Annotated in this window: 15 protein-coding genes and 1 pseudogene; 11 read left to right on the top strand and 5 right to left on the bottom strand. The window is 53.8% G+C overall.

What is annotated here, in order from left to right; translation table 11 throughout:
* Nucleotides 1–72 precede the first annotated feature (72 nt).
* Together FHW66_RS18355 and FHW66_RS18350 are read right to left on the bottom strand one after the other, a co-directional pair.
* Entirely contained in the window at nucleotides 73–2103 is a 2031-nt protein-coding gene (locus FHW66_RS18355; RefSeq protein ID WP_183381278.1) for an FAD-dependent oxidoreductase, read from the bottom strand.
* Nucleotides 2100–3272, bottom strand: a complete 1173-nt coding sequence (locus FHW66_RS18350) for a tyrosine-type recombinase/integrase (protein WP_183381277.1) — start codon at nucleotides 3270–3272, stop codon at nucleotides 2100–2102. The genes FHW66_RS18355 and FHW66_RS18350 overlap by 4 nt, the downstream gene beginning before the upstream one ends.
* Nucleotides 3273–3437: 165 nt before the next feature.
* Here FHW66_RS18350 and FHW66_RS18345 point away from each other — a divergent pair.
* The 4 genes and pseudogenes from FHW66_RS18345 to FHW66_RS18330 all read left to right on the top strand — a co-directional run.
* Nucleotides 3438–4031 (top strand): annotated as a pseudogene (locus tag FHW66_RS18345) (ATP-binding protein); the annotation flags it as partial.
* 78 nt (nucleotides 4032–4109) lie between these two features.
* Complete coding sequence (locus FHW66_RS18340) at nucleotides 4110–4529, top strand: hypothetical protein (protein ID WP_183381275.1); 420 nt, start codon at nucleotides 4110–4112, stop codon at nucleotides 4527–4529.
* A gap of 63 nt (nucleotides 4530–4592) precedes the next feature.
* Nucleotides 4593–5123, top strand: a complete 531-nt coding sequence (locus tag FHW66_RS18335) for a hypothetical protein (protein WP_183381274.1) — start codon at nucleotides 4593–4595, stop codon at nucleotides 5121–5123.
* Nucleotides 5124–5245: 122 nt separating this feature from the next.
* Complete coding sequence (locus tag FHW66_RS18330) at nucleotides 5246–5590, top strand: DUF1840 domain-containing protein (protein WP_183381273.1); 345 nt, start codon at nucleotides 5246–5248, stop codon at nucleotides 5588–5590.
* Nucleotides 5591–5632: 42 nt separating this feature from the next.
* On the opposite strand, the gene FHW66_RS18325 is transcribed toward FHW66_RS18330, so the two are convergent.
* Nucleotides 5633–6841 carry an MFS transporter gene (locus FHW66_RS18325; RefSeq protein ID WP_183381272.1) on the bottom strand — a complete coding sequence of 403 codons (1209 nt, stop codon included), beginning with the start codon at nucleotides 6839–6841 and terminating at the stop codon, nucleotides 5633–5635.
* Nucleotides 6842–7097: 256 nt separating this feature from the next.
* Here FHW66_RS18325 and rsmB point away from each other — a divergent pair, with 256 nt between their 5' ends.
* The 7 genes from rsmB to FHW66_RS18290 all read left to right on the top strand — a co-directional run bounded on the left by rsmB (nucleotide 7098) and on the right by FHW66_RS18290 (nucleotide 14600).
* The gene (gene rsmB / locus FHW66_RS18320) at nucleotides 7098–8405 is read left to right on the top strand and encodes a 16S rRNA (cytosine(967)-C(5))-methyltransferase RsmB (RefSeq protein WP_183381271.1); all 1308 of its coding nucleotides are present in this window, start codon (nucleotides 7098–7100) and stop codon (nucleotides 8403–8405) included.
* A gap of 133 nt (nucleotides 8406–8538) precedes the next feature.
* A complete protein-coding gene (locus FHW66_RS18315; protein ID WP_183381298.1) occupies nucleotides 8539–9060 on the top strand; it encodes a DUF4390 domain-containing protein in 522 nt (173 codons plus the stop codon).
* Nucleotides 9057–11324: an ATP-binding protein gene (locus FHW66_RS18310; protein ID WP_183381270.1), complete on the top strand. Its 2268-nt coding sequence runs from the start codon at nucleotides 9057–9059 to the stop codon at nucleotides 11322–11324. The genes FHW66_RS18315 and FHW66_RS18310 overlap by 4 nt, the downstream gene beginning before the upstream one ends.
* Before the next feature lie 260 nt (nucleotides 11325–11584).
* Entirely contained in the window at nucleotides 11585–12322 is a 738-nt protein-coding gene (locus FHW66_RS18305) for a response regulator (protein ID WP_183381269.1), read from the top strand.
* Between the two features lie 277 nt (nucleotides 12323–12599).
* A complete protein-coding gene (locus FHW66_RS18300) occupies nucleotides 12600–12857 on the top strand; it encodes a DUF3567 domain-containing protein (RefSeq protein ID WP_183381268.1) in 258 nt (85 codons plus the stop codon).
* A gap of 86 nt (nucleotides 12858–12943) precedes the next feature.
* The gene (locus FHW66_RS18295; protein WP_183381267.1) at nucleotides 12944–13630 is read left to right on the top strand and encodes a tRNA (guanosine(46)-N(7))-methyltransferase TrmB; all 687 of its coding nucleotides are present in this window, start codon (nucleotides 12944–12946) and stop codon (nucleotides 13628–13630) included.
* Nucleotides 13631–13763: 133 nt separating this feature from the next.
* Nucleotides 13764–14600, top strand: coding sequence for a DMT family transporter (locus FHW66_RS18290; protein WP_183381266.1), 837 nt, complete (start codon nucleotides 13764–13766; stop codon nucleotides 14598–14600).
* A 27-nt stretch (nucleotides 14601–14627) separates the two neighbouring features.
* Here the strand turns inward: FHW66_RS18290 and FHW66_RS18285 are convergent, their stop codons facing one another.
* The gene (locus tag FHW66_RS18285; protein ID WP_183381265.1) at nucleotides 14628–16529 is read right to left on the bottom strand and encodes a potassium transporter Kup; all 1902 of its coding nucleotides are present in this window, start codon (nucleotides 16527–16529) and stop codon (nucleotides 14628–14630) included.
* Nucleotides 16530–16890: 361 nt separating this feature from the next.
* The gene (locus tag FHW66_RS18280; RefSeq protein WP_255459054.1) at nucleotides 16891–17685 is read right to left on the bottom strand and encodes a MetQ/NlpA family ABC transporter substrate-binding protein; all 795 of its coding nucleotides are present in this window, start codon (nucleotides 17683–17685) and stop codon (nucleotides 16891–16893) included.
* Nucleotides 17686–17760: the final 75 nt, after the last annotated feature.

Below are 17760 nucleotides of genomic sequence, written 5' to 3'. Positions count from 1 at the left end.
TTGCGTCGTTGCTCATCAGATTTGTTTCGCCTATATTGTGAATCTGCTCTCAAAGCGGCCGGTGGCTCTCAGTTAGCCTTGCGCGAGCGCGGCTGCAATGGAGCGTGCCGATCGCAACCCTGAATCCAGAGCGCCTTCTATTTGACAGGGGTGAGCTTGCCCGTACTCGGCACCGCACCAGTAAATGGGAGGCTCCTGCTCACGCAAGAGCTCCCCCATCCGGGTCATCACTCCCGGTGGAAAATAGGCGCCATAGCTGCCGCCGATCCACTCATTGGCAGCCCAGTCTTCGACCAGTACCTCTTCCGGTGCTGGAAAGTTGCAGCCGAACATTTGATTGATGGCTGCGGCGACGATCGCCCTTCGGTCGGTGCGTGCGTCCATGAACTGTTTGGCCTTGCTGGTACAAACGAATGCAGCAAGCACACCGCGTTGACCGTCCGCAGGCGAGTTATCGATGGTATAGCTTAGCGGATAGCTATTGCTCATCACCTGCCCGGAAAATCCTCGTTCCCGCCAATACGGACGTTGGTAGACTACTTGTATCTTAATGACCCGCCCCATCGGGAGCGCCTGTAGCAGACGCTCTCGTGAGGTGGAGCGTGGCGGCGAGAACTGTATTTTTCGCACAGCGGGTGGCGGCACGGCACACAGGACAGCGCGATATCGCCCGTAGGTAGATTTCGCCTCAACGTCGACATGACCGTCGCCAACATTGATGGAGCGAACCGGGGTATTCAGAAGAATGCGATCCGGCCCGATGCTTGCCGCGATCTTCCGGCAAAGATCGGCGGGGCCATCTTCGCCATCGCCGATCTGAGTATCTTGCAATGCGGTTCGTACAAATTCTCCTTGGAATTTCAGTATCAATCGGTCGTTCTGCTCTCTAAATAAATTCTGCTCGGTATAACGGCGTGTCGTGGACGTCGATACATGGCCTAGCCTTTCTTTTGCAAACAGAATATTCCCGCCCGCTTGGTGATGCAGCAATCCGCCACTTTTACGAAGTTGTTTGAAGTCAAAGTTCGGAAGGTTATTTCGCTCAATGAATGCAGCCAACATCATATGGAACAACTGAAAGCAAGGAACCCGCACTCCTTGATTGGTATAAGCCAGAAATAGCATTTTTCTATCCGCTTGCACCGCAAACGGAACGAGCTCCTCAGTCTGTGCAAGCAAACTCCTAATGACGTTCGGGGCACTGTGCGGTCGGCTGTTGGAAAAATCGGCCTTCTGTTCGCGCTTAGCTCGTGGCTTCGACCAAACGACGAATTCGCGATCGCTTCGTAATGGATGGAAACGTAGGCAGTCTCGCTTCAGACTTAGTATTGCCATAGGGTTACCGCTGCATTGAACGACAATCACGAGATAAAATAGAAAAATGTCGTTTGGTCCTAAGTACAGTGTCTTCGAAAGATTGCGAATGCCCCCTGCATTTTGAACGCGAGCAATCAAATTACGACCCGTACGCAGAATTAATTGCTGCGTCGGAAATAGCCGATTCACATCTAAAGAAAGCAATTCCGTCAATAAATCGGCTAATTCCTGCTCTCGCGCATCGATATACTCGCCCCGCAACAATCGCCTGCCGAATTCTATTCGGATTGAAACTTCGTTAATTTCCTTGTAAGCAGCAGCAAGGATTTTCTTAATTATCTCTTCGTCCAAAAATACCGATTTTGTCAGGTCGTCTCTTGGAAACGACGGCACATTCTCGATCAGATCGGTAGAAACGATTCCCGTCACGTTCCTGGATAGCCACAAGACTATCGACTTTACGGCATTGAAATGCGATTGACTGGTCGCCCCCTTTAAATTCTGTTCGACCAGCCAATCACGAAACACTCGCAGGATGTCTTTGGAAAATGGTACGGATTGGTGCTGATTACATTTTCGGATACAGAGTGAAAATTTCCGGATACAACGCCACGCCTGTCTCCGCGTCTCTACTGAATTGTGACCAAAGACGTGATCGAATGCATCACGCAGCGCGGAGGCAATGCGAGGATCTATTTGTAACGTGGAAAAATTGCATACTGTGCGCACTTTTCCGCTCTCATCGCGGATTTCGGAAACGATTGCGGCAGGACCTATCGTTTTCATAGCGTCGATCCATACAAGAAAGCTAGCGCCTCCTCTACGGCATCACTGTGAATGTCCATCGCCCTTAGATAGATTTCCGTGGTGTCGATTGAAGCATGACCCATGAGGATTTGAAGAGTTTTCAAAGGATTAAGCGAGGCGCCATTATCTACTTTGGACTGTAAAATGTGCAGCGCGAGCACTGCAAAGGTATGCCTCAAGTGATGCAATGTGGCGTCGCTTCCAATTTTGTCTGCTGCTTTGCGGAATTCCGTCGACAAAGTTTGGTTACCAATTTGGCGGCCGTTCCGACCAATAAATAAATATTTCCTTTGGATTTTTTCCGATCTGGGTCGATCAAACAAGGCATACCATCGACTCTCTTCAATGAGCGATGTCGGAACATAGACTGTTACATGTCGCCCTCCCTTCCGGACGAGACGAATCTCGTGGAGAGTGTCATATGCACCTATCTTTGCCAGATCTGGAATATCTGAGATACGCAAGTTACAAATCTCGAATCGCCGCAGCCCGCAAACTACGGCCCACTTGAACATCAAGGAAAATGGCAGCGTCGATACGGCAAACAACGCCTTCAACTCCTCTGTTTTGAGAATGCGAGGGATTCGCTGCTCGACGACTGGAGTGATATTACGCCCTGATTTGCTCCAGTTTCCCTTCCGAATCCAATGTTGGAACTGATTTCTCTCTAATGTTTTAGCCCAGGCACCAAGAGGGCAATCTATCAACTCGCGAGATTGTGCCCATTGGTGAAATCGGAAAGGTGTTAATACCTTCAGATTAACCGTCTGCGCCGAATAACGCCCCCACCGTGAAGAACTATTTCTCTGACAAAGTTCATTCCTATATTGTTGAAGATCTCGCTCGGAAACTACTGTAAGGTCTATTCGATACCTATCCAAGTGATCAAGCCATTGAATGAGTGCCTCTGCGTAGGTTTCAACTGTCTTACCTTGCGTACTTCTGCTCCTGAGAGCAACCTCGGCCAAGTAAAGCGTGGATGGCCATTGGATTGCTCCGTTCCCATCTAAAATGATTGCTGCACGAGGGCAATTGCGCATAGCAAAATCACTTGCGCTCAAGTCGCCACAACCTTGCTGCTGCCTAGCAAAAGACAGCAAAGTCTCTGTATTATCACTAGGACGAAGTCTCACAAGTTGATAAGCCATTTACTGTTCCGGATAAAATCGAAGATAACTACGTACTCACTGCGAGCTCTCAGACTGACTTCTGCCACGTTCTTTTTCACTGCTACCAAGGTGACGAACTAGTCCCTACAGCAGCCTACATGACAAATGAACAAAGAAATACAGACAGACAAAAAGTACAACCTAATACCCGAATTCGACCGGAAGGTACTGGAAGTCCTGCGCGAGCCAATGGAGTCAGGCCACATCACCATCTCGCGTGCAGCCCGACAGGCCGATTTTCCGGCGCGTTTTCAGCTGATCGCAGCGATGAATCCCTGTCCCTGCGGCATGCTCGGTGCGCAGCACGGACAATGCCGCTGTACCCCTGATCAGATTCGTCGCTACCAAGGGAAGATATCCGGACCGCTGCTTGATCGTATTGATATGCAAATCGAAGTCGGAAGTATGGCGCACGACGAAATGCTGCAGGCAGTTCAAGGAGAAAGTACCGCCAGTATCGCAGCGCGTGTACAGCAGGCACACTCAATACAACGCGCACGGCAGTCAAAGAGTAATTGCCAGCTGCCCGTGCAGGACATCGACCGTTATTGCACTCCGGATGCCGCAGGCGAAGCCTTATTGCGCGCTGCAATGCAACGGCTTAACTGGTCCGCACGGGCTTATCATCGGGTATTAAAGGTGGCACGTACGATTGCCGATCTGGGGATGGCATCCACTGTAGGCAAATCCCATATTGCCGAGGCCATTCAATACCGCCGCGCCTTGCGCGAATACTAGCCCGAGGACACGGTGTTTGCTACGATCGGCGACTGGAGCATCCTTTTTACAGATCGACTTGTTACCTGTTTTTTGCCTATGTTAGCCAACCTCCGTGTACTGCCCTTAATGATCCTGGCCTTGCTTCTGCTCTGGTTTGGAGCAGCGGCTGCGCAACCGGTTGCGACCGAAAGTGATATTAATCAGGCAATGGATATCTTGCCCAAGGACATGCAAAAAAGTCTCAACACCCAGCTGCCATCGGATGCCATCAACCAAGGGGCAGCAAGTGCTTCGCTTAGTCCGCACTGCCAGGAACTGCTCGCTGAAATTCAACGTGCGACGCTTGCCCCTCCTGCCGGACAGTCTGGCAGAGTGCTGGTGCCACTGCCACTGGCCCAGCCAGAGCTGCAAATCAATGCCAGCAATGGTGGTCACGGACACCTGGGAATTGGCATGGGTACTGGTATCTCGCGGCGCTCCCGGCTGGAACTACAATATGATCGCGAGTGCCGTTAAGCACTGCGTCTCTGCTGATTCTCTGCCGCTTTTACAACCATGAATTGCAACTGATACCAAACCATGCGCACTTTGCGAAACCTGTTGATACGCTTGGCTAGCCTCAGTGCCGTGTTAGTGTCCGTCGCCTGTTCACCGCAATATAACTGGCGTGAGGTACAAGAACCTGCATGGTCATATAGCGTGCTGATGCCAGACAAACCCGCCTCGGTGACGCGTGCAATTGACCTCAATGGCACTAACATAGACATGAATATGTTGGCTGCGGAAGTCAGTCACGTGACATTTGCGGTCGGCGCGGCAACACTGTCAGATGCGGCGCAGGCACATGCGGCGCTGGCATCAATGCGTACTGCGCTGCTGCGCAATATCAGCGGTCAAGCCTTATCCCAACCGATTGACAAGGACTGGCAACCACCGGGCGAAGCGATCGAACTGGTCGCCAATGGCAATGCCAACGGTCATCCGATACGACTCATGGCGCTGCTGGTTGCCAAAGATGCACGGATATACCAAGTGCTGATGATGGGAGACGAGCACCACATGCCGAGACAGAGCATCCAGACTTTTTTTACCTCGTTCCAGTCCCAATAAAGCCGAAAAACAGGCCTCAGATGACAAGTTGGCGAGGTCCGAGTTATCCTACTGACCGCAGTGAGCACTGTGCATACAGCGAAAGCGCAGCGCTTTTATTCATATCAATACTCTGAGGAAATATGCTGGTTACGTTTAAATCAAAGGCGGCTGCCGATGTTGTCATGTACGAGACACATGCCAAGCCTATCCTCGATCTGCTGCATAAGGACGTCAAGCGCGGTGTGATTACCGCTGCCGAAAGTGCAGATGCGCTTGCCGTGCTGGCAAAACAGATCGACAACAGCAAGGCACATGAGGCAGCTGAAGCGCTGGAGCGTGATGTCCGTGCGCACCACAATGAAAACGGCGACGATCACGGCCACGAAAAGATCGAAGTCGTGACCTTCTCGGCACGCGCTTATCCTTTACTGGACATGTTGCGGGCAGCCAAGGAAGGCAATCACGACATTCTCTGGGGCGTCTAAACTCGGAGACCGACTGTGCAGAAGCTCAACAGCTTCTGCGCATCAGGACGCTTGTGCGCGAAACTCAGTTGCGTAGTAGAACAAAGCAACCGTGGGAAACAGCAAACCCAGCAAAGACGTGGCGCTCCAGCCACCTTGTGCGTAAATCCATCCGCCCAACGCCGAGCCAAGTGCACCGCCAGCAAAGAACGTTGCCATGAACAAGCCATTGAGGCGGCTACGAATTTCTGCACCGAGCGCGTAGATCGCACGCTGACTCAACACCAGATTGGCGGACACGCCAAAGTCAAGCAAAATTGCCGCTACTAGCAGCAACACCAGCGAACCACTGCCATTTCGCACACAAAAATACATCAAGACAAAAGACAAGGCGACCGAAAACATCGCCCAACCAGTCGCCAGTCGACTCCAGCCACGATCTGCTACACGGCCCGCCAGCGGAGCAGCAATGACGCCGATGACACCGGCGAAGGCAAATAGGGCAATTCCCTTCTGCGACAGCTTGAACACCGGGCCAGCAAGAAGCAAGGGAGACGTGGTCCAGAACAAGCTGAATGCAGCAAAGACCAGCGCATGATAGCCGGAGCGGCGGCGCAGGACCGGCGTTGTTTTGACCAGTTCCCACATGGATGCCAGCAAACTCCCGTAGTGCATCCCTGCTGGGGGTCGTCGCTGGGGCAAGTAGCGCGACAGCACCACTGCCAGCAGTGCAATGGCCACTGCCGAGAGACCAAAGATCGTATGCCAGCCGAACAGATCTGCGACCAGACTAGCCAATGGTCGTGCTAGCAAAATCCCCATCAATAAACCGCTCATCACATTGCCTACGGCGCGGCCACGTGTTTCCGGACGCGACATATGCGCTGCATATGGCACCAGAATCTGGGCACCTACTGAACTGACGCCGATGACGAACGCTGCCGCAAAGAACTGGCCCGCCGTCTGCGCGCAGGCTGCACCGATCAATGCCAGACAAGTAATGATCATGAGCGCGATCACCAACTTGCGGTTTTCCAGCAAATCCGCAACCGGTACAATAAACAACAACCCGACACCATAACCGACCTGCGCCAACGTCACGATCAGGCCTGCAGCACCTGGAGAGATACCCGTGCTGGCGGCAATTGGTCCGATCAATGGCTGGGCAAAATACAAGTTGGCGACAATGATCCCGCAGGCCGCGGCCAGTAGGGTAATCATCCACGTGGCGATGTCAGTTTGATGCGCCGTTGGGTGTACAGCTTGATCCATAGGGTTGACGATTTTGTTAACAGAAATAGGCAGCCACTGTAGCCGAACTGGCGCAATCTTGCAGATACTGGGTGGCAATGTAGCCGGTACGCATTACCAGTGTAAATTTCAGCCCGGATGCCAGTGACAAGTTCATAATGGCGCGCCGCCATATCGCGCTATTGAAGATCACACGCAAGCCAATCTGCCATTCTGTAACGGCAGTCTGGCTGTTACACTGGCGGCTGGCTCTGGACGGGCCTCAATAACCATAACGATGATGCAAGCTTCCTTGAAAACAGACTCTCTGGCCTATGCCCTGCACGGTGCCGCCTGCGCGGTAGCAGAAGTACGCAACGGTACCGCCCTGCCAGCAGCATTGGCGCAATTGTTCGCGCAAGCAGATCCGCCACCACAGGCTCGCGGCGCCATACAACATCTGTCTTATCTGACCATGCGCAGGCTCGGCCTGGTTGATGCAATGCTCCCAGCGCTGGCCAACAAGCCGCCGCAACCGGCTACCTTGCATGGTTTGCTCAGCTGTGCGCTGGCGCTGCTGGCGGACGAGCAAGATCCTGCCTATGATGCGCATACAGTCGTTAATCAGGCGGTCGAAGCTGCCGCTGCCGACCCAGACCTGCAACATGCCAAAGGCGTGGTGAATGCCATCCTCAGACGCTTCTTGCGTGAACATACAGAATTACTGACACAGGCGCGCAAGACGCCACCCGGCACCTGGAATTACCCAACCTGGTGGATCGACCGCCTAAAAGATGCCTATCCGCAGCAATGGCAGGACATTTTGCTGGCTGGCAATGCCGCACCGCCATTGACCTTGCGTGTGAATCGCCGCAAAAGCTCGATTTCTGCCTATCTGGAACGCCTGTCTGCAGCCGGCATGCATGGCAACCAGATTGGCGCCGATGCCGTGCGGCTGGACAAGCCGGTACCTGTGACGCAGATTCCTGGATTTGCAGAGGGGCTGGTGTCGGTGCAGGATGCTGCTGCTCAATTTGCAGCGCCGTTACTGGACGTCCACGATGGCATGCGCGTGCTTGATGCCTGCGCTGCACCTGGGGGTAAAACCGGCCATTTACTGGAAATTGCCGACATTGATCTGCTGGCATTGGACCACGACCCAAAACGTCTGCGGCGGATTGAAGAAAACCTGCAGCGCCTGCAGTTGCAGGCAAAACTCAAATCGGGCGATGCGGCCAGCGCCGGTGATTGGTTCGATGGACAGCAGTTTGACAGGATCCTGGCCGATGTACCTTGCACTGCGTCAGGAATCGTGCGGCGTCATCCCGATATTCGCTGGTTGCGCCGCAAATCGGATACCGCGCAACTTGCAACACTTTCTGCGCAAATCCTCGACAATCTTTGGCAGATGCTCAAGCCCGATGGTAAATTGTTGCTGGTAACATGCTCTTTGTGGCCTCAGGAATCAGAACTGCAAGCTGCAGCATTTGCTACACGTAACAATGCCTTGCGCTTGGACGCACCCGGTCAGTTATTGCCAACAGCCAGTACCGACGCTGACCATGATGGCTTGTTTTACGCACTGTTTCAAAAAACTGGACCATGAATTGACGCAATCGGCCCTTTTCAACTTCCTCTTTCCGGCATCCGCCATATTGCCTTGCGACAACGCAAGACAGGTGTTACTACGGCTGCTCCAGCGCTTCCGACAATGCACCCGGCAATTGCTGCTGCTTGCCATGCTGTTGTTAAGCAACGGCAACCTGCATGCTGCTGAAATCGATATTTCACAGGCATCGCTGGAAGCTGTTGACGATGGCTATCGCCTGTCGGTGACCTATTCTTTCGAGCTTAACCGTAGCCTGGAAGATGCCCTGACCCGAGGGGTTCCGCTTTATTTCACCACCGATGTGCAGCTCACCCGCCGCCGCTGGTACTGGTTCGATGAAGTCAGCGCGGCAGCATCACGTACGGTCCGTCTTTCCTACAACGTTCTTACGCGCCAATACCATGCCTCTACCAGCGGTCAGCTGCAACAGAGCTTCAGTACGCTGGAAGATGCCTTGTCGCTGATCCGCCGGCCGCCACGCTGGATCGTTGCTGACAAAAATGCGCTCAAGCCCGGCGATGTTGTCAATGTTGGCGTACGTATGCGCCTGGACGTGGCACAGTTGCCCAAACCGTTCCAGATCAATGCACTCAACAATAGTGACTGGCGGCTTTCCTCCAACTGGAAAGAATTCAGCTTCAAACCAGAATGACCCGTGCCCTGCGCTATCTGTTAGGGGTTGGTGGTGGTGTCATCAGCATCCTGTTGTTTCTGCTGGCGTCCGCCTCTGAAAACTCTGCCCTTTTCGATCAACATTATCCTTGGCTGCTTGGGCTCAATGCACTCGCAGCGATATCGCTGCTGCTGCTGGTGGTGCTCCTGCTGATACGGCTTTACAAACGCTATCGCAGCGGCAAATTCGGCTCGAAACTGCTGGCGCGACTGGTAATGATGTTTGCCCTCATCGGTATTCTGCCGGGTGCCATCATTTATATGGTGTCGGTCCAGTTCGTGTCACGCTCGATTGAATCCTGGTTTGACGTGCGCATGGAAGCGGCACTGGAATCCGGTCTGAATCTGGGACGCAATGCACTTGACTCATCGCTTACCGACCTGACCTCACGTACCCGTGCCATGGCACAGGAGCTGGCAGATCTGTCCGAGTCAGAACAGGTTACCTATCTCTCCCGCCTCCATGACCAGAACATGGAAATCACCTTGGTCAACGCAAACGCGCAAGTACTGGCGACTGTCGGAGGGCGTATCGGTGTACTTACGCCCAGCGTGCCAAGTCCGGCAATGATGCGGCAGGCGCGCATAACGCGCGGTTTTTCAGTGGTGGAAAGCGACGATTCGCGTGCGATGGGCAGTGACGCCGATACCGAAGGCAATCTACGCCTGCACGTGGTAGTAGCTGTTCCCAATTCGAGCAAGACAATGGGCTTGCAAACTGCCGGACGCTTCTTGCAGGTATTGCTACCGGTCCCCGATTACCTGGCCTCCAATGCCGAAACCCTGCGTCTGGCCTACAGCGAGTACCAGCAACGTTCGGTGGCACGCTCAGGCTTGCGCAAGATCTATCTGGTCACCCTGACCTTAACCCTGTTACTGGCAATTTTTGGCGCCATCGCCAGTGCCTTCCTGATTGCCAGCAGCCTGGCGCGTCCCCTGTTGCTACTGGCAGAAGGTACCAAGGCGGTGGCTGAAGGGAATTTGTCTCCACGTCCTATCATCAGCAGTGCCGATGAACTAGGCACGTTGACCCAGTCCTTCAATGTGATGACGCGCCAATTGCTGGAAGCGCGCACCTCCGTTGAGCGCAATCGTGCTGAACTGGAAAATGCCAAGGCCTATCTGGAGTCAGTGCTGGCCAATATGTCGGCCGGCGTCATGGTGCTGGATAATGAATTCCGCATCGTCAGTATCAATCAATCGGTCCGCCGTATCCTTGATTACGACTTCAGCGACCGTATCGGAACGCCCTTGCATACCATTGAAGGGCAGGCATTGTTCGCCGAAGCCATCATCAAGGCATTCTCGGAAAAAAGTGCACAACTGGCGGCCGACTCGGCGCACGACAGCCTGCACTGGCAACAGCAGATCGAGCTGGGCAATGGGGAGGCACCTGCCAGCAACCATTCTGACCGGGATAGCAATAAAATCATCTTGCTGGCACGTGGCTCTCACCTGCCGGTGGAAAACGGCGTCGGCTACGTAGTCGTCTTCGACGATATCAGCAACGTCATTTCGGCCCAACGCTCGATTGCCTGGGGTGAAGTGGCGCGCCGTCTGGCCCACGAAATCAAAAATCCATTAACACCGATCCAGCTGTCAGCGGAGCGACTGCAAATGCGCCTGTCAGACAAATTACTGCCATCCGACGCCGCAGTATTAGAAAAAAGTACCGCCACCATTGTCAATCAGGTCGCCGCCATGAAGCGCATGGTCGATGATTTCCGCGACTACGCCAAGACACCTCCGGCCAAGCCTGTAGCGCTTGATCTGAACGCACTGACCGAAGAAATCCTGCATCTCTATCTGGCAGGTGATGGTCGTGACGTGATTCAGGCGCGCCTTGCACCAGGACTGCCGAAGATTATGGGTGACGCTACGCAGTTACGTCAGGTGATCCATAACCTGCTGCAGAATGCCCAGGATGCGGTTGCCGACAATGGCGGGCTCACACCACGTATTGAACTAGTCACGGAATTGGTCAAATATCAGGGCTCGGGCGGAACGGGGCGCAGCGCAGTGTGTCTGTCGATTACCGATAATGGCCCTGGCTTCAGTCCTAAAATACTGGCCAGTGCATTTGAACCTTATGTAACATCCAAGCCTAAGGGAACAGGATTAGGTTTGCCGATGGTAAAAAAAATCATCGATGAACACGGCGGACGCGTCGACATCCAGAATCGCAATGACACGAGAGGCGCAAAAATATTAATTTTGCTGTTAAAGTTAGCACCCGATGCATAAGCATTAAGATTTTAGCGCCGCTGCCGTTGATGGAGGCACGGTCGTTTAGTATGGTTGTGACATAAAATTTTGCGTGGTTCGTTTATTTTTTGGAAAACGACATGTCTGCAAAGCGCCAGCCGGGGGGTGGTCATTACGTGCTGTACTATAGGTAGCGTCTTTGCCGATATGGCTGGCAACATTGATTTTGTGAGCGCACAACATTGATTTTGCCAGTTGCATAAAATATCTCAAAAATAGTTAATGAGGAAAGCAGGCACATGGCTAACATCCTTGTCGTCGACGACGAAATGGGTATCCGCGAATTGCTCTCAGAAATTTTGGGCGATGAAGGGCATGTCGTATCCACCGCAGAAAACGCGCAGCAGGCAAGAGAACTGCGTCTAGGCAGTGTTCCTGATCTGGTGTTGCTGGATATCTGGATGCCAGATACAGATGGAGTAACACTGCTCAAGGAATGGCAGCGGGATGGCTTGCTAAGCATGCCAGTCATCATGATGTCAGGACATGCGACAATTGACACCGCGGTCGAAGCAACACGGATCGGCGCGCTCAATTTCCTGGAAAAGCCGATTGCCTTGCAAAAGCTGCTCAAAGCTGTCCAGCAAGGTCTGTCACACAGCAGGGAGCCGGTCCGTGCGCCCTCCTACATCCGCCCCAATGTTGTCACGACAGCCGACACCAACGAACATCATGCTGCCAGTGTGTCGGCCTATACTTCAGCCGCCAATGGCGATGTCGCACATCATGGACACGGTGCGGCATTGGCACCAGCCTACGCACCTATTGCCGATAATGCTTCCAATATCTCGTTTGATCTGCCGTTGCGCGAAGCCCGGGATGCATTCGAACGTGCCTACTTTGAATACCATCTGGTCCGTGAAAACGGCAGCATGACACGCGTTGCCGAACGCACCGGACTGGAGCGCACCCACTTGTATCGCAAGCTCAAACAATTGGGTGTCGAACCTGGCAAGCTGGCGAAAAAAGGCCTTTGAAGTTTCTCTACCGCTCATCCGGGGTGGCGATCATTCAGATCGCTGCCTTGGGCTAGCCTGGTATCTCAGCCGCGCCTGAGTTGCCCGTTGACAATGTCATTGCTCGCATTTCTGACCTTCGCTCCCCGACTCCACTCTTTCACTCTATGTTGTGAAGACCGCAAAAGTTATTGCGGACTCTGCCGTAAACAAATCAAGGGTCGATGAAGGCCCTTGAAATATGGTTACCTGACGCCATTTCCTGCACAAAGTCTGACTATTTGCTAAAGGAGCCACGATGAATCTGATCTACAACAGTGAGCAATACAGCGTCGTTGAGTTCGGGGCCGACCGCGATCACGAAGCCTTGCACTTCGGTGGCTACGAAATCATGGACAAATCCGGCAAGCGCGAAATCTACATTGACGGTCCGGCTGCCGAAATGTTTCGCAAGAACGTGCAGGATCTGATTGCCACCGAGCCTTCCATGGAAGACATTGACTCATTCCTCAGCAGTTATGATATTTTGATGCGCCAACCGATGACCTTGCACTAAAGTCTTGCATGCCGCGCCATGGACCATGGCACGGCATGCAGCGTCACCTCCCCAGCAGACCCCCTACGCTACACCATCCCTGCAAATTGAATTCGTCCGCCATCTCCAGCAGCCAGACCGGCATCCATAGCCAGCTCTCAAGCCTGGTTGCCAGACATGCCCGCCATCCATTCCGCAAGCCGGTGACTGCCTATAACCAGGGAGCCTTTGACCAGAGTATCGGGGTCTGGCGTACCGCCGGATCACAACCGTTGATCCTGGACACTGGCTGCGGTGTTGGCTTGTCGACATTGCACCTGGCAGCACAGTATCCAGATCATTTTGTGATCGGCATCGACCAGTCTGAAGACCGCCTGGCACGTAATACTGACCGACAGGCGTGGGATGGTCCGGAACCTGACAACCTCTGCTTTGTGCGCGCCGATCTGGTTGATTACTGGCGCCTGTTACTGGATGCGGGGATTTTTCCGGCCCGCCAGTACCTGCTCTATCCCAATCCCTGGCCGAAGATCGGGCATCTGGCGCGACGCTGGCACGGTCACGCGGTATTCCCCACCATCGTGGCGCTGGGTGGACATATCGAATGTCGCAGCAACTGGCAGATTTACGTTGAAGAATTCGCGACCGCACTGAACCAACTGGCTGCAGGGGCAAGCTGTGAGGCTTATCTGCCAGACGCGCCAATGACACCTTTTGAACGAAAATATCTGGCCTCAGGACACCAGCTCTGGCGTTGTGCCGTAGCGTTGCCTCATCAGCCATCCATAGCCTGAACCCTGACGCAGCAGGTCAGCGCAGAACAAGCCAACATCAAGTCTGGATCAGCGCGTATGATGAGGGCTTTTTTACGCGCCGCCCCGCTGTCGCAATGCTCGCCACCATGAAACCGTTATCAGGATCCCGCTCATGAATCCCGGCGTGGTTGCTTTGGTCTTGCTCGCCGCACTGCTGCATGCCTCTTGGAACGCCCTGCTCAAAAGCAGCGGAGATCGACTCAGCTCACTGGCCATCATGACCATCGGGGCCGGACTTGGCGCACTGCCATTGATCCTGCTGACACCCCTTCCGCACACTGCTGCGTGGCCATACATACTCCTCTCCGGCGCACTGCACACAGGCTACAACCTGTTCCTGATCCGCGCCTATCGCATCGGCGATTTCAGCCAGTCTTATCCCATTGCACGCGGCTCCTCACCGTTGCTGGTCGCAATCGGCGCAGCGCTGCTGGTCGGTGAAAAAATGGGAGGTGCCACCTGGATTGGGGTTGGTCTGGTCTCACTCGGGATCATCAGTCTGGCGCAGATCAAGGACCGCCATAACCTGTCAGGACCGATTGCGGCCTTCACCACCGGAGCCTTCATCGCCGCCTATACCGTGACCGACGGCATCGGTGCCCGCGCGTCGGGCAATGCATTAGCCTATTCTGGCTGGCTGTTTGTGCTCGACAGCGCGCCGCTGGCATTGATCGTCATGTGGCAGCAACGCCGCTGGCCAGTGCTACCGCAGGCCCGCCAGAACTGGATCAGTCTGGCGGGTGGGGTGATGTCATTATTGGCCTATGGGATTGTGATCTGGGCCGTAACATTGGCCCCGATGGGGACCGTCTCTGCATTGCGCGAGACCTCGGTTCTGTTTGCCGCCGTGATCGGCAGCCTGTTCCTCGGGGAAAAGCTGACACAGCGGCGCATCGTTGCTGCTCTACTGATCGCTACCGGCGCCATCGTGCTGGGGATGCAACGATAACGCCGGTTTGCCAAGCAATTCAGTAACTCAAATTTCTACCTTGGTACCCAGTTCCACGACACGGTTGGCTGGAATGTGGAAGAAGTCCGACGTCTTGGCGCCATTCTGATACATCCAGGCGAACAGCTGCTCGCGCAAATGCGACATGCCACGCAACTTGGTCGGCACAACCGTGTCCCGCGCCAGGAAGAACGAGGTATCCATCAGATCAAAGTGCAAGCCGAACTGCGCCTCTGCCAGTGACAGCACCTTGGTCACTTCGGGCGCTTCCTTGAAGCCGAATGCCGCACGCAACAAATGAATATTGCCACCCAGATCCTTCAAGGTCAGACGTTCCTGGTCGGCCACGTAGGGGACGTCCCAGATACTGATCTTCAGGAAGAACACGCGCTCGTGCAGAATGCGGTTGTGCTTCAGGTTATGCAGCAGTGCGACCGGCACGGTATTGACGTTGCCAGTCATGAATACTGCCGTGCCACCTACCCGATGCGGTGGATGCGCGAGCAGGCTGGCCACAAAGGGCTCCAGTGGAATGCCGTCATCCTTGACCCGTGAGCGCAACGCCATGCGTCCCGAATACCAGGTCATCAGGACAAAGAAGGCAATGCCGCCGAGCAGTAACGGGAACCATCCACCATCGGCGATCTTGAGCAGGTTCGCCGAGAAAAATGCAAAATCGACCACAAACAAGGCACTGATCAACAAGGTCACCAAGGCCGGATGCCAGCGCCACTCGATGCGCATGACGACTGCCGCCAGCACCGTGGTGATCAGCATGGTGGTCGTCACCGCCACGCCATAGGCAGCGGCCAGATCATCCGACTTCTTGAATTTCAACACCACCGCGACCACCAGCACCAATAACATCCAGTTGATCAGTGGAATATAAATCTGACCACGCTCATCGGCTGAGGTATGCAAAATGCGCATACGTGGAACGAACCCCAGCAAGATGGCCTGACTGGTCAGCGAGAACGCGCCAGAAATCACCGCCTGCGAGGCAATCACGGTGGCCATGGTCGCCAATACCACCATCGGTACCATCAGCGGTTGCGGCACCATCAGGTAAAACGGATTGCTGACCGCGCTGGGGTGGGCCAGCAGGTTGGCACCCTGACCGAAGTAATTGATCATCAGGCTGGGCATGACCGTATAGAGCCACGCATACCGGATTGGACGAATGCCAAAGTGTCCCATGTCAGCATAGAGGGCTTCAGCTCCGGTCAAAACCAGCACAACCGAACCCAGCACGATAAACGCCTGTATTTCATGGTGCACCATGAATTGCACCGCATACATGGGATTGATCGCCACCAGCACGCCGGGTGCCTTGACGATGTTGAACAGGCCAAGCAATGCCAGTGAAATGAACCAGATGAACATCACTGGTCCAAACAGCTTGCCGACCAGATTAGTACCGTGGCGCTGGATCAGGAACAGGCCGATCAAGATCACCAGTGTCAGCGGAATCACGTAATGCGAGGTGCCAGGGATAGCGATATCGAGCCCCTCAACCGCCGACAACACCGAAATGGCAGGCGTAATCACCACGTCGCCATAGAACATGCAGGCGCCAAAAACGCCCAGCATCATCAGCCATTTGGCCCGCCGCGAACCGGCTACTGCCGTGCGCAAGGTCAGCGCCATCAATGCCAGCACACCACCCTCACCATTATTGTCGGCACGCATGACGAACAACACGTACTTCAACGACACCACAATCGTGATCGCCCAGAACAGCATGGAAATAATGCCCAGTACCGACTCTGGAGAATATGGCACGCCGTGGTCGTTACTGAAACACTCCTTCAGCGCATACAAGGGACTGGTGCCAATATCGCCAAAAACGATACCGAGTGCTGCGAGCGTGATGATGTGAAATTTCTTCGACCGGAAGGAATCGCTTGGTCTGACCACTGTTGAACTCATTGTTTTCCCGCTTCAATTTATGTCTCATTTACGAAAAACGAGACTTTTTTTACGTCTACCACCCCCACAAAACTGGTGGCTTTCATCCTGCTTCTCAGGAATTGTCAGGAAACATATAGCTGAAAAGCTAGTTTGTTTTTATTTCTGAGCGCGTACTGTATCGTAAAAATTTTATGCGGGGAGAAGACGTTGTGCAAAGGCATCTGTCCAATGCACGACACTTGACAATGGAAAAACAGCTATCCGCGATCGTAGATCAGGGATAGCTGCTGCCAAAAAAGGACAACATCAAGTATCAGCAGGCATCTGCATCAAATAACTGACAATGACGGGATCAAACCATCAAAGCAGCATGCATGGCTTACCAACCGGCAAGAACGGCCCCATTGAAGGTGCTCTGAATATATTTGCGCACTTCGTCTGACTGATAGGCTTGTACTAATCGTGGCAGCCAGACCTGGTCCTTGTCTTTCTCACGTACCGCAATCAGGCAGGCATAAGGGCTGGCACCGTCTTCGACCACCAAGCTATCGCGTTGTGGGTTGAGTCCAGCCTTGACCGCATAGTCAGCATTCACGGCAGACGCATCCAGATCATCGAGCGTGCGCGGTAGTTGAGCAGCATCAATTTCGATCAATCTGAGCTTGCGGGGATTCTCGACGATGTCGATCGGCGTTGCATTGACGCCAGTGAGCGGGTCAATACCGGCACGCAACTTAATAACGCCATGTTTTTGCAACAACAGCAGAACCCGACTTTCATTGGCAGGATCGTTGGGGATCCCGATCTTGGCAGCGATGGGCAGGTCTGCCAGCTGGTGAAATTTCTTTGAATAGATGGCAATAGGCCCAATGAACGTCTTGCCGGTGCCGAACAGCTTATAGCCGCGCGCCTTGATCTGCGCATTCAGGAACGGGCGATGTTGATAGCTGTTGGCGTCAAGCTCACCAGCATCGAGTGCAGCATCCGGTTGAATATAGTCGTTAAACTCGATGATCTTGATTTTGTAGCCAGGGTTGTTGCGCTCGAAGATCGTTTTCACTACTTCAAACACCTCGGCATGCGGGCCACTGGTCACACCGACCTTAAGTACTTTATCCGCCGCTGTCGCAGTCAATGTCACGCTGCTCAGCAGGCTAGTGAGCAGCAAGCTCATGGCAACTCTGTGCAACATACGATGGAGAATTGATTTCATAGCTTGACTTGATACCTCAAATAATCGTTTGGACAC

It is taken from the genome of Herbaspirillum sp. Sphag64 (assembly GCF_014192645.1).
Lineage (GTDB): Bacteria > Pseudomonadota > Gammaproteobacteria > Burkholderiales > Burkholderiaceae_D > Herbaspirillum.
The sequence above is the reverse complement of the archived record's forward strand: the minus strand, read 5'-3'. Positions and strand labels throughout refer to the sequence as shown.